Raw genomic sequence first — 13,708 nt, forward strand, 5'->3', positions numbered from 1 at the left:
AGGCCGTCGGCGTAGCTGAAGCTGCGCACGGTGTCGCCGTTGCGGTTGATCACCGCACTGAGCTGGCCGTGTTCGTCGTAGCGGTACTGGGTCAGCGTTTCGACGGCCTGGTTGTCGACCACGCGCTTGATGTCGGTCAGGCGGCCCAGCGGGTGATCGTAGTGCAGGTGTACGCGGGTGCCGCCGGTGGCGCTGATGTCGGTCAGGGTGCCGTCGGGGGTACGGGTGAAATGCAGGAAGTGGCCGAGGGCGTTTTCGATGCGTTGCAGCGGGATTTCAGCGCTGGTGTCTGGCACGTCACCGAAGTAGAAGAACAGGTTTTCGAGGGTCTGCAGCAGGTAATGGCCGCCTTCGGTGCAGACTAGGTACACCTGCTCGTGCGGGTTGTAGATGCGCTCGCCGGGTTGCAGGGTCACGAACGGGACTTCGCGGCCCTGGTTGTCGGTGAGGTAGATGAACGAACCCTGTCGACGCAGGCTCTGCTCCCAAGGCAGCACCCAGCCGCGGCCGAGCACGCTGTCGACGGTGAGGTCGCTGGCGTAGAAGCGCGACCATTCGATCGGCATCAGCCCGGGCAGGCTGAAGTCGATTTCATCGGGGATCAGTTTGCGGCCGGTGGTGAGATCCACCGGATTGCCCGCCAAGCCGCCCAACACCCTGCGGGCCACCGGTTCGACCAGATAGCGGGAGACCACTTCGCCGGCGACGAAGCCGGCCGTGAACCGCATTGCGCAAGGGAGAGCGGCCTTCATGCCGGCCTGGGTACCCATCTTGAGCACATTGGCAACGCCAGCGGCGGCGCCGGCAACCGCCATCAGCACATCCACGGTGGTGCGCAGCCATTGCGGGATTTCGTCGTCCACTGGCAGGTAACGGTAAGTGCCACCGCCAATGAAGACGTTGTTTGAACCACCGGAGATGGTCGCGCCGCAGGTCAGCTTGTCGCCCTTGCGCGCAGCGGCCACGCCGTTGATGAAAACGTTGGTCGAGCCTTCGGCGATCTGCACTGGCCCCGGGTGTTTGTCGCAGGCACCGATGCTTTTTTCGACCCCGGGCGGCCTTGCGGCTGTTGATGAAAACGTTAGGTGAGGCAGTCGTGATCGTCCCTGAGGGGGATTGGAACAGACTGCCTAGCGCCTCGCCGGCAGCGGTCAGCAGGCTGCCCCCGACACCCGCCGCGAGGCCGGCCAGCAAACCCACGCCGAATCCGCAGGTGAAGGTGGCGATGGCCACTGTCGCCACCAGCGCTATACCCAAGGCAGCGCCCAGCAGGAAGCCGCCCAATGCGCCTGTGTGTGAAATATCGTCGCCGAACCTGGCTGCTTCGAACATGAGAGTTACTCCTGCTCGCCAGAGACGGGATAGCCTGCGACCGGGTCGCGTCGATCCATGAACATCAGCATCTCCATGAAATGCACGGTGAATGTCTCAATCCAATTGCCGTGTGATCATCCGTGAAAGGCGCTGAGTAAATCGGCTCGTCGGTTGCACTGTCAACCGGCGGCAGGCCTTGTGCGGCGCGAGTTATAGGGTGGTAAACGTGACATCAAAAAGCCATAAGCCAGGGAAGTCGTTGGCTCCCGAGCGGGAGACTGGCATTTGAGTTCAGCGGGGGCTTTTGGATTTTCAGAAACGTCTGTAGGAAAAATCGCAGTCAGCCCGTTCCGACGTGTCGCTGGAGTTCGCCACAACATTTTCAGCGCCTGTGAGATCGAGCGCCGCCCGCGCGGCGCATCGCGACCAAGGTCGCTCCTACATCTGTTTCGGGCCAATCCCTCCTGTGAAGCCAACAGGGACCGCCTTGTTGGCATGACGATGCATTTCGGTGGGCGCTGATGCCGCTCCACCTGTCTCCTGTCATGCACCAAGGCGGATCCTGTTGGCGGCACAGGATTGACTGGCCCGAAACAGATGTAGGAGCGGATTTATCCGCGATGCGCCGCGCGGGCGGCGCTCGATCTCACAGACGCTGCAACTGTCAAGGCGAGCACCTGCAAGCCATCACGCAACCTAAACCGACCCCTCCGGCAACTTCATATGCCGCGCATACCAAGGCCTGCGCGGCGTACGCCGCAACAGCTCATCAACATCCTGCTCACCACTGAAGGCGATCCGCAACGCAAGCTTCATCGCCTCCACTTCCATCTCCCCGGCCCCGCCGCCGGCATCGGAAATCCCCCCACACCCATGAGTCATCGGCCCCAGCCAAGGGTCACCCACCTGCACCCAACGCCCCGGCGCAAACCACGACACGCCATTGACCTCGCGACGCTGCACCTCACCCGGGTGGGCGCGCTCATGGGCCCGGTACCAGTCCTCGATGCGATCGTCGATCCAACCATGGAAACGCCAGAACACCGGATTGACGTGTGACGAGAACGGATCACCAAGAAAGTCGTTTTCCTCCCGGAACCAGCGCGCCGCATAGTCCGTCTGGTTGCGATCACCCATCACCGGCGCGCCGTTGGAGGGGTCGCGGGTGACGGTCGCCCAGCGCATGTGCAGCCAGTCGTGAATGTTCAGCTCAACTTCCGAACCGAATTGCCCCAGGGTCAGGCGGCTGAGGTAGTCCGGGTCCTGGTACTGCGACTCCCAGACCTGGAAATTGCTGAAGAAGGTTTCCGCCGCCTTGATGCCATGCAGCCACTGGCTCAGTTCCTCATCGTCGGCCGCGACCCAGGCTGGCGGCACCGAGTTGCCGTCATGGTTTTCCTGATAGCGGATGAACCCGAGCCGATCATATTCAAGCTGCGGTGACGGCAGCGGCAGTTGTGGCCAGTTCGGCAGGTCAGGCTGCAGCCCCCGCGCATGCCCCAGCATGTGCCGGTGCATGAAGAAGAAGTCCTCGCCGGAGCCATTGAGGTGCTTGCGCCGCCCACGTGCTCCGCGTTCAGCGTCACGCGGGCCAGGTTGCCAGCCGGCACCGCGCAGGCCATCACGCTTGTCATCGTCCAGGCGATGCCACTTGTCACGGGTGGCATGCCACACCTGGTGGAACAGGCGGTGCTCGGGGGAATTCAGCCAGGCCATCAGCGCCGGTGCCAGCGGTGTGACCTGGCGTGCCTCGGGGAACGCACGTTTGCTGGCGACGAAGTGGTTGTCCGGCTCAGTGCTCAGCAAAGGCCGGTCGATACGGCGGATACGCCCGGTCAGGGTGCCCGTGCCCGCGTTGCCCCAAGCGGCCCAGACCTCATCGAGGGTCGCCTCCAGCTCATGGCTCGGCGCCGACACCCCAGCCGGCAGCAGGCGCCAGCGGACCTTGCCGGCATCGGCAGCGACCAGCTCGCCGAGCACGCGGTAGCGCGGCTGCTCACTGCCGCGCAGGCGCTCAGCCACGTCGACAAAGCCACGCAGCGAGCGCCCCGTCGGGCCGACATCGAGCAGCATCTGCACGCCCTCCAAGGGCAGGCCATCAAGGCCGGCCTCGGCGCCGCTGAAGCGCACATCCCAGATGCCGCGCAGCTTGTCGCCCATGCGCACACCCGCACTGGCGGCGGCCTCGACAGTGGCCTCGCCAGGGGTCTCGACCTCATCTTTGCGGAGTTTCTCGTCGTGGTCCGCCGGCTGGCGCGCATACCACGCTGCCGACCCCGCCGCGCCGGCTACCGCCAGCCCCACCATGAACCCACGCCTGGAAAACCTCATCGCCACATCCGTATCCGTGTCAGCCACGCCTATCGAGCTAGAACGAGACACCGCGCGGCAAATTTACCGGCAGCGTGCCGCTAAATTTCCCGCTGCCGCTCTCGTCCCTCCGTGACAGGCAAGCCCCGTGATCGCGGCTGCCGCAACCGCATCGACCCTGGCAACCAACGGGATGGCAATGAACACTACACGCTTGCGCAAGGCCCCCTACCTCGTCGCTCTGGCGCTGATCCTCGCATTCGCGGGCGCCGCGGCCTGGTACTTCTTCATCTACCTGCCCGCTGGCTACCCACGCGAGGTGATGAAACATGCCGAAGACCTGCAAGAGCGCATCATCTCCTTCGACAGCCACATCACCGTGCCGCTGAACTTCGGCACCGAAGGCAAGGAAGCCGACAAGGATGGCAGCGGCCAGTTCGACCTGGTCAAGGCCGGCCGCGGGCGCCTCTCCGGCGCTGCGCTGACGATCTTCGGCTGGCCGGAAATCTGGAACGGTGACAACGCGCCCCACCGCCCGACCGCCGCCTTCGTCGATGAAGCGCGCCAGCAGCAAGAGATGCGCTACAAGATCCTCACCGGCATGGTCCGCGACTACCCCAACCAGGTGGCCATCGCCTACACCCCCGCCGACTTCCGTCGCCTGCACGGCGAAGGCAAGTTCGCGATCTTCCTTAGCATGCTCAACGCCTACCCCCTGGGACACGACCTCGATGCCCTGGACACCTGGGCCGCGCGCGGCATGCGCATGTTCGGCTTCAGCTACGTGGGCAACAACGCCTGGGCCGACTCCTCGCGCCCGCTGCCGTTCCTCAACGACACCCCCGACGCCCTCGGTGGCCTGTCGCCGCTGGGTGAACAGGCAGTGGCTCGGCTCAACGACCTCGGCGTGATCATCGACGTGTCGCAGATGTCCACCCTGGCCCTGGAAGACGTCGCCCGCCTGAGCCGCGCACCGATGGTCGCCTCGCACTCCGCACCGCGTGCGCTGGTGGACATTCCGCGCAACCTCAGCGACCACGAACTGCAAGCGATCAAGCACAGCGGCGGCGTGGTTCAGGTGGTGGGCTTCCCGGCCTACCTCAGGCCACTGAGCCAGGGCACCCTGGACAAGCTCAATGCCCTGCGCAAGCGCTTCGACCTGCAGCCGCTGAACGGCCTGGCCAACGCCCTGATGCCAGGTGACGCGATCATTTCCATCTGGCCGGAAAAAAAGTTCGGCGAGTACGCCAGCTCGCTGTACGCCATCCTCGACGAAGAGCCCCGCGCCACGGTCAAGGACCTGGTCGACGCCATCGACTACACGGTGCGCAAGATCGGCATCGACCATGTCGGCATCGCCTCCGACTTCAACGACGGTGGCGGCGTCACTGGCTGGATGAACGTCGGCGAGTCGCGCAATGTCACCGCCGAGCTGATCGAGCGCGGCTACTCCGACGCCGATATCGCCAAGTTGTGGGGCGGCAACTTCCTGCGCGTATGGGAACAGGTGCAACACCTGGCCAAACCCGGTGCCGATTCGCAAGCGGAGCGCGGCTGATGAACGACCGTCGCTGCTTTCTCAAGCAGGCTGGCCTGCTGGCCGCCGCCCTGCCCCTGACCGGCAGTTTCATGCAGAGCGCACTGGCTGCGACGCCAGTGGCAAAACCCGGCCAGGACAAATGGCAGGCCCTGCGCCAGCAATTCGACTTGGACCCGGCCTACCTGCACTTCTGCAATTTCCTGCTCGCCTCCCACCCTCGCGTGGTCAGCGAGGCCATCGCCCGCTTCCGCGCGCGGCTGGACCAGAACCCGGGCGAAATGGTCGACTGGGACCGCGAAGAGCTGTGGGGCTATGAAAACGACGTGCGCGCCTGGGCCGGCCGCTACTTCGGCGTGCAGCCAGGGCAAGTGGCCCTCACCGGCAGCACCACCGAAGGCTTGTCGATGATCTACGGCGGCCTGCAGGTGGCGCCGGGCAAGGAGATCCTGGTCAGCGCCCACGAGCACTACTCGACCAACACCCGCCTCGAATACCGCGAACGCATGATGGGCACCCAAGTGCGCCGCGTGGCGTTGTTCAAGGACCCGCAACTGGCCTCGGTGGACGAAATGCTCGGCAACATCCGCCAGGCCATCCGCCCCGAAACCCGGGTGCTGGGCATGACCTGGGTGCAGTCCGGCAGCGGCGTCAAGCTGCCGATCCGCGAAGTCGGCGAACTGGTGAAGACCTTCAACCAGAACCGCGACGAGCAGGACCGGATCCTCTACGTGGTCGACGGCGTGCATGGCTTTGGCATCGAGGACGTGACCTTCGCCGACTTCAATTGCGACTACTTCATCGCAGGCACCCACAAGTGGCTGTTCGGCCCGCGGGGCACCGGCGTGATCATCGCCCGCGAGGCAAAGCCGCAGCCGTACCTGGTGCCCAGCCTGCCGACCTTCACCAAGGGCGAGAACTTCGGCACCTTGATGACCCCCGGCGGCTACCACGCCTTCGACCATCGCCTGGCCCTGGGCAAGGCATTCGAGCTGCACCTGCAGCTGGGCAAGGCCGATGTCCAGGCCCGCGTGCACCAGCTCAACGACTACCTCAAGCAGCGCCTGGCCGAACACACCAAGGTGCAGCTGGTGACGCCACGCAGCAGCCAGCTTTCCGCAGGTTTCACCTTCTTCCGCGTCGAGGGCCGCGATTGTGACGCCGTTGCCCGCCACCTGATGGCCAACAAGGTGATCAGCGACGCCGTCGACCGTGATGTCGGCCCGGTGGTGCGCCTGGCCCCGAGCCTGCTCAACAACGAAGCCGAGATCGACCGGGTGATGGCCATCCTCGCCCCGCAACTCGCCTGACCTTTCGCCTTTGAAGAGAATTGCCATGCACATGTTCAAACCCCTGGCCCTGGTGGCCGCCCTGCTCGCCAGTGCCCCGGCCTTTGCCGCCGACGCGCACGCACCCGGCAAGACGTTCAAGGACTGCAAGGATTGCCCCGAGATGGTCGTGCTGCCGGCCGGCAGCTTCACCATGGGCGTACCTGACGACGAAGTCGGCCGCCAGCCCGACGAGGGCCCGATGCACACCGTGACCTTCGCCAAGCCCTTCGCCATCAGCCAGTTCCAGGTGCAGGCCAAACAGTTGCGGGCCTGGCAGCGCGACGCCAAGGTCACCCTGCCCGATGGCGACGACCGCCCGGGCCGCCGTTGCACCAACGGCAAACCCAGCTACCCGCAAGGCCCCGACCAACCCGCCGTGTGCATCAGCTACGACGAAGTGAAGGCCTACGTCGCCTGGCTGTCGAAGAAGACCGGCAAGCACTACCGCATGCTCAGCGAAGCCGAGCGCGAGTACGGCGCCCGCGCCGGCTCCAGCGGCCCGTTCCCGTTCCCCTTCGATGAAGGCAAGGACTACAGCATCGCCAAGCATGCCAACACCTATGGCCCCACCGACGGCTACGGCTACACCTCGCCCGGCGGCAGCTTCCCGGCCAACGCCTTCGGCCTGTATGACATGCACGGCAACGTCTACGAATGGGTCGCCGACTGCCGGCACGACAGCTACGTCGGCGCCCCCACCGACGGCAGTGCCTGGATGGAAGCGAGCTGCGAGTACAACCACATCCGCGGCAACGACTACAGCGAAGCACCGGTGTTCTCCCGCTCGGGCAACCGCAATTACCGCGAGCCCTATGTGCGTGGTGACTGGCTGGGCTTCCGGGTCGCCCGCGAGCTCTGACCCGCGTCCCTGCCCCACGTGTCCCAGGCCCCTGGCCTGGGCCTCCTAAATAAGAACACTTCTCGAACGTCTTCCTCACAGGGCAATGGCCCGCACGGCGCCTGCCCCGCACAGCGCCCCAAAGCGCATCCGCGCATCCACCAGGAACTCAGCATGAACCAATCGACCCCTGGCGCACTTCGCGAACTCCTCGGCTTGCTCAAGCCTTACCGGCTGATCGTCGCCTTTGCCGTCGGGCTGGGCATCGTCGGCGGCTTCTGCATCACCTTGCTGCTGGCCAACATCAACAACCTGCTGCACGCCCCCGGCGCCCTGAGCTGGGGCGTGGTGCTGGCATTCGCCGGCATCTGCCTGGTGGCGCTGGCCTCCTCCATCGCCTCGGACATCGGCACCAACTATGTCGGCCAGCACGTCATTGCCGGCCTGCGCCGCGACCTGGGCGAGAAGGTGCTCAGCGCCCCCATCGAACAGATCGAGCGCTACCGCAGCCACCGCCTGATCCCGGTACTGACCCACGATGTCGACACCATCAGCGACTTCGCCTTCGCCTTCGCGCCGCTGGCCATCTCGCTGTCGGTGACCCTGGGCTGCCTGGGCTACCTGGCGCAGCTGTCCTGGCCGATGTTCCTGATCGCCGCCCTGGCCGTGCTGATTGGCACGGCGGTGCAGTACATCGCCAGGGTCCGCGGCATTCGCGGCTTCAATGCGGCGCGCGAAGCCGAAGACGAACTGCAGAAGCACTACGACGGCGTCGCCTCGGGCGCCAAGGAACTGCGCATCAGCCGGCCCCGTCGCCAGCGCATGTTCAACGAACGCATCAGCCGCACGGCGAACTACATCCGCGATACCCACGTGCGTTCGATCAATATCTTCGTCATCGCCAAGAGCCTGGGCTCGATGCTGTTCTTCGTGGTCATCGGCCTGGTGCTGGCCCTGCAACAGGCGCAGCTGGTCAGCGACCCCAAGGTCACCAGCGGCTTCGTGCTGGTGCTGCTGTACATGAAAGGGCCACTGGAGCACCTGGTCTCGACCCTGCCGATCGTCAGCCGCGCGCAGATCGCCTTCCGCCGCATTGCCGAGTTGTCGCAGCAGTTCTCCTCGCCTGAGCCGCACCTGCTGCTGGCGGCTGCCGAAGTGCCGGACCAGCAGATACGCAGCCTCGAACTGCGCGACGTAGGCTTCGCCTTCCCACCGGTGGCAGGCGCGGCGCCGTTTGCCCTGGGGCCGATCAACCTGCGCATCGAACAGGGCGACATCGTGTTCATCGTCGGTGAGAACGGTTGCGGCAAGACCACCCTGATCAAGCTGCTGCTTGGCCTGTATGCGCCGCAGCAGGGCGAAATCCTGCTTGATGGCCAGGCTGTCACGGCCGCCAACCGTGACGACTATCGCCAGTTGTTCACCACCGTCTTCGCCGACTACTACCTGTTCGATGACTTGCTGCAGGACGCCCAGGCACTGCCCGAGGATGCCGGCAAGTACCTGCAACGCCTGGAGATCGCGCACAAGGTGCAGATCCGCGACGGCGCCTTCACCACCACCGACCTGTCCACCGGCCAGCGCAAGCGCCTGGCGCTGGTCAACGCCTGGCTGGAAAAACGCCCGGTGCTGGTGTTCGACGAATGGGCCGCCGACCAGGACCCGATGTTCCGCCGCATTTTCTACACCGAACTGCTGCCGGAACTGAAGCGCCTGGGCAAGACCATCATCGTCATCAGCCACGACGACCGCTACTTCGATGTGGCCGATCACCTGCTGCGCCTGCGCGACGGCAAGCGGGTGGAGGAAGAAATCACAGAATTTTCACATTGATCGTTCCGGTTCTGGGGAGCTGGTACGTCACATAAATGCAAATAACTCTCATAAGTAATCAATCTGCCAACACTGAGTATCCGCATGACCATTACCACGGTTTCGCCGCTCGCCAGGGCGGTTCGCAGCAAATCACTGGCATTGCTCACCCCGTCGCTGCTGGCCTGCGCGCTGGCAACTTCGATGAGCGCCCATGCCGAGCCCGTGCAACTGAATATCCCTTCGCAAGGGCTGGTCGGGGCACTCAACACGCTGGCCAAGCAGGCCGACCTGCAGCTGCTGTACAGCCCGGAAACCGTGCGCAACACCACCGCACCGGCCATTCGCGGCAACATGGAGCCGGAACAGGCGCTGCGCCTGCTGCTGCGTGACAGCGGCCTGACCTACCAGATCGACGGGCACACGGTGATCCTCAATGGCGCACCGGGTTCGTCTTCGGCGATGGAACTGGGGCCGCTGAACATCAATGCCAACACGCTGAATGCCACGAGTGAGGGGACCAACTCGTACGCAGCACGCGCCGTGACCATTGGTAAAGGCGTACACACGCTGAAGGAGACGCCGCAGTCGGTCACCGTCATGACCCGCAAGATGCTCGACGACCAGAACCTCAACACCCTCGAGCAGGTGCTGGACAAGACCCCCGGCATCACCACCTACGACTCGCCCATGGGCGGCAAGTACTTCTACTCGCGCGGTTTCAACCTTGACGGCCAGTACCAGTACGACGGCGTGCCGCTGGATGTGGGCGGCAACTATGTGCAGGCCAATAGCTTTTCCAGCGACATGGCGTTCTATGACCGGGTCGAGATCCTCAAGGGCGCGGCCGGCATGATGAAGGGCTCCGGCTCCTCGGCCGGTGGCGTCAACTTCGTGCGCAAGCGCGGCCAGGACAAGGCCCACACCAGCGTGACCCTATCCGCCGGCAGCTGGGACAACTACCGCAGCCAGGTGGATGTGGGCGGCCCGCTGAACGAATCGGGCACCGTGCGTGGCCGTGCCGTCGCGGCGCTGCAGGACAAACAGTATTTCTACGACAATTCCAAGCGCCAGGACCGTATTGCCTATGGCGCCCTCGACTGGGATGTTACCCCCGACACCACCCTGGGCTTCGGCCTGGCGTACGAGGATGTCGACGCCACGCCCTGCTACCACGGCCTGCCGCGCTATGCCGACGGCAGCGACCTGAAGCTGTCGCGCTCGACCTGCCTGGGTGCCAGCTGGAACGACCTGCAGAGCGAGCGCATCACCGCCTTCGCCGACGCCAAGCACCGTTTCAATGAGGACTGGTCGCTGAACTTCGCGTCGGTGTACACCCACAACAACCAGAACATCGAGTACGGCTATTCCGAAGGCTCGGTGCCAGTGGGCGCCACCACCGGGGCGATGGGCCGCTACTCCGGCCGCTTCGACTATGACCAGGACGACTACGGCTTCGACAGCTACATCGACGGCAAATTCGAGGCGTTCGGCCTCGAGCACGAGCTGATCGTCGGCGTCAACGCCAGCCGCCAGAAGAACCACGACTACTTCGCCCTGCTGGCCTTGAGCGGCACGCAGAACCCGTTCGACCCGTCGGATAACTTCCCGCATCCGTCGAAGGCCGACTACCAGACCGGCACCATCCGCGGCGGCCCGTTCCCGACCGATTCCACCACCAGCCAGTGGGGCACCTATGCCAACCTGCGCCTGAAACTGGCCGAGCCGCTCACTCTGGTGCTGGGCACCCGCGTCAGCTGGTACCGCAACAACCGCGATTCCTACACCCAGCGCTGGGACACCTGGGAGCATATCCGCAGCCAGGAAAACGGCGAGGTCACCCCGTTCGGCGCCCTGCTGTACGACCTCAACGACCAGTGGACCGCCTATGCCAGCTATGCGCAGATCTTCCAGCCGCAAGGCAACCTGACCACCGCCGATGGGCAATCGCTGCAGCCCAAGACGGGCGGCAGCTATGAGCTCGGCATCAAGGGCGAGCTGCTCGACGGCCAGCTGAACACGTCGTTCAACCTGTTCCGCACCATCGAAGACCACCGCGCCGAAACCGACTACGAGAATGTCTGTGCAGGCTCCAGCGATGGCTACTGCTACACCGACAGCGGCAAGGTCCGGGCCCAGGGCTTCGAAGCCGAGATCAGCGGTTCGCCGATCGATCGCCTGCAATTGCTGGCCGGCTACACCTACACCCAGACCAAGTACCTGAAGACCATCAACGATACCGACCCGACCGAGCTGAACTTCACTTCCAGCTTCATTCCGCGGCACATGCTCAAGGTCTGGGGTGACTACCAGCTCGATGGTGCGCTGGATCGCTGGACCATCGGGGCCGGGGTGTCCAGCCAGAGCGACAACTTCCGCCGCCAGGGCAACATCCGCATCGAGCAGCCGGGCTACACCCTGTGGAGCGGCCGCGTGCAGTACCGCCTGGACGAGCACTGGACGGTGGCAGTCAATGGCAACAACCTGTTCGACAAGAAGTACTACTCCACCATCGGTGCTACCGGCTGGGGTAACTACTACGGCGAGCCACGCAACTTCATGCTGACGCTCAAGGGCGACTTCTGAAGAGCGTTTGCTTGAACATGGAAAGGGCCGCTTAGCGGCCCTTTTTGCTGGGTGATATATACCCTTGGGGATCGGCGATCTGACAATGGATTCAGACGTTTCCTACAAAATTGGGCTAGTGAGAAGAAGGGTGATGAAATAGCCTACAAGCCCTGTCGACTCGCGTCTGATTGTTCCTGGAAACACCGCCCTTTAGGCTTTTTGGGTCGCTGAAAACATCAGCGATGCGGGTGTGGAAACCCGGCAACCTTCAAGTGCCTGTCGTAATGGCAGCTGTACACGGGAGGCCGTATGGCCTACCGGGGTTCCTTGAAGACCGGTTTTCCACCCCGTGTACAGTTGCCGCCCTTCGTGTGGAAACGGCGGTGGCAACTCCTTAGATCTTCAAGGAATTGCTATGAAAAAGATCGTCCCCGATCCTCCCCATCATTTCGACCTTCCCTCCGCCAAGACACTCACCAACGCCGTCAGCGAGGGCATCGTGCCCATCGACCACGTGGTGATGAACGTCACCCATTACCTGATGCTTGCCTACAACCATTGCCACCGAACCCTCGATGCGATCGAAGATGACCGCACCCGGGAATCGCTGGTGAATGGGCTGCGTGCCATGCAGATTGCCTGGGGCCAGGCGGATGCGCTTTCACTGGCCTTGGAGCGGAGTAGCAGCCTGCATTGAGGCCAGAACAGGCAATCGAGAAACTTCAGGAGGGAATTTCATGACCACAGACGACACCCAATTCACTGTCGGCAAAACCACCTTCGTCCAAGGCGAACACAAAACCCATCCCCTGTTCCGCATCGAGCCAGGCATACCCTGCCGGGATGCCCGCGAGCAGGCCTCGGAATTGATGGGCTATGTAAGAGAGCTGACCATCCTCGGCCTGATGGATGAGAAACCAATAATGATCTGGGCATCCCATTACCTCAGTGCCATGGCCAAGGCACTGATGGATGATGCCGAGCTGGGCATGACACGCTAAATGATGTGTCAGGGCGGCCAGGTGTACGCCGCCCCACCCCCTACCCCAACGCCCTGCCCAACGCCGCACACAACCGCTCATGCACCTGCAACACATCCGGCAGCACCGAAGCCATGCGCAGCAGGTCATGGGTCAGCCCCGGCAACTCCACCAGCTCGACCTCAACCCCCGCCTCGCGCAACCGCTCGGCATAGGCCCGGCCCTCATCCAACAGCGGATCGAGCCCGGCAAGGGCGACGATAGCTGGCGCTACTCCGCTCAGGTCCTCGGCCAGCAGCGGCGAAAAACGCCAGTCGTGGCGGTCCTGTGGGGTGCGTGCGTAATGGTCGTAGAACCATTCCAGGGTATCGCTTTCCAGCAAGTAGCCCTCACCAAACAGCGTGCGCGAAACGCTCTGCCGGCTGGCATCGGTAACCGGGTAGCACAGCAGCTGGGCACGTGGCTTCAGTACCGCTCGCTCGCCCGCGCGCGCCGCTTCGATAGCCAGCACCGTGGCCAGGGTCGCACCGGCGCTGTCGCCACCGAAGGCCACACGCGCGCTGTCCAGGCCCAGGTACTCGGCCTGGCCGGCCAACCAGGCCAAGGTGTCCTGGCCATCCTCCAGGGCGACCGGGAAGCGGTGCTCTGGCGCCAGCCGATAGCCCACGGCAAGCACGGCGCAAGCGGAACGCGCGCATAGCTCACGGCACACGCCATCGTGGCTGTCGAGGCTGCCGACAACAAAACCGCCGCCGTGGAAATACACCAGCACCGGCAGCGGGGTCGTTACCTGGGGCGGCCGATACAGGCGCAGGGGGATGGCCGCGCCGTCCCTGGCCGGCGCTTGCAGCGCTTCGACCGCCAAGCCCGTGGGCGCTGCCCAGCGCAGTTGCTCGGTGGACTGCTGGAAGACCCGGCGAGCCGCTTCAGGGCTCATCTGATGAAACGGCGCGTTGTCAGCATTGGCTTCAGCCAGGTCGAGAAAAGCTTCAAGTTCAGGATGCAGCATGGTGTTCCT

General features: G+C 64.1%; 9 protein-coding genes and 1 pseudogene. 7 read left to right on the forward strand and 3 right to left on the reverse strand.

Annotated features, from left to right (window positions below):
* Positions 1–1,332 (reverse strand): annotated as a pseudogene (locus tag ACIPW4_RS24395) (DUF6531 domain-containing protein); the annotation flags it as partial.
* A gap of 678 nt (positions 1,333–2,010) precedes the next feature.
* Positions 2,011–3,645 (reverse strand): twin-arginine translocation signal domain-containing protein, encoded by a 1,635-nt coding sequence (locus ACIPW4_RS24400; RefSeq protein WP_400662458.1) that lies wholly within the window; start codon positions 3,643–3,645, stop codon positions 2,011–2,013.
* A gap of 178 nt (positions 3,646–3,823) precedes the next feature.
* Between ACIPW4_RS24400 and pvdM the strand changes: the two genes are divergently transcribed.
* From pvdM to ACIPW4_RS24435, 7 genes are all read left to right on the forward strand, one after another.
* Positions 3,824–5,182, forward strand: a complete 1,359-nt coding sequence (gene pvdM, locus ACIPW4_RS24405; RefSeq protein WP_400662460.1) for a pyoverdine-tailoring dipeptidase-like protein PvdM — start codon at positions 3,824–3,826, stop codon at positions 5,180–5,182.
* Positions 5,182–6,471: a pyoverdine-tailoring periplasmic protein PvdN gene (gene pvdN, locus ACIPW4_RS24410; protein ID WP_400662462.1), complete on the forward strand. Its 1,290-nt coding sequence runs from the start codon at positions 5,182–5,184 to the stop codon at positions 6,469–6,471. The genes pvdM and pvdN overlap by 1 nt, the downstream gene beginning before the upstream one ends.
* Before the next feature lie 25 nt (positions 6,472–6,496).
* Positions 6,497–7,351, forward strand: a complete 855-nt coding sequence (locus ACIPW4_RS24415; RefSeq protein WP_400662464.1) for a formylglycine-generating enzyme family protein — start codon at positions 6,497–6,499, stop codon at positions 7,349–7,351.
* 153 nt (positions 7,352–7,504) lie between these two features.
* Positions 7,505–9,163 carry a cyclic peptide export ABC transporter gene (locus ACIPW4_RS24420; RefSeq protein WP_400662466.1) on the forward strand — a complete coding sequence of 553 codons (1,659 nt, stop codon included), beginning with the start codon at positions 7,505–7,507 and terminating at the stop codon, positions 9,161–9,163.
* Positions 9,164–9,247: 84 nt separating this feature from the next.
* Positions 9,248–11,728, forward strand: coding sequence for a TonB-dependent siderophore receptor (locus ACIPW4_RS24425; RefSeq protein ID WP_400662469.1), 2,481 nt, complete (start codon positions 9,248–9,250; stop codon positions 11,726–11,728).
* A 397-nt stretch (positions 11,729–12,125) separates the two neighbouring features.
* A complete protein-coding gene (locus tag ACIPW4_RS24430) occupies positions 12,126–12,407 on the forward strand; it encodes a hypothetical protein (RefSeq protein ID WP_400662472.1) in 282 nt (93 codons plus the stop codon).
* Between the two features lie 40 nt (positions 12,408–12,447).
* Positions 12,448–12,711 (forward strand): DUF3077 domain-containing protein, encoded by a 264-nt coding sequence (locus ACIPW4_RS24435; protein ID WP_400662474.1) that lies wholly within the window; start codon positions 12,448–12,450, stop codon positions 12,709–12,711.
* A gap of 40 nt (positions 12,712–12,751) precedes the next feature.
* Here the strand turns inward: ACIPW4_RS24435 and ACIPW4_RS24440 are convergent, their stop codons facing one another.
* Positions 12,752–13,699, reverse strand: a complete 948-nt coding sequence (locus ACIPW4_RS24440) for an alpha/beta hydrolase (protein WP_400662476.1) — start codon at positions 13,697–13,699, stop codon at positions 12,752–12,754.
* Positions 13,700–13,708 lie beyond the last annotated feature (9 nt).

Source organism: Pseudomonas sp. NPDC089996, from assembly GCF_044748405.1.
Lineage (GTDB): Bacteria > Pseudomonadota > Gammaproteobacteria > Pseudomonadales > Pseudomonadaceae > Aquipseudomonas.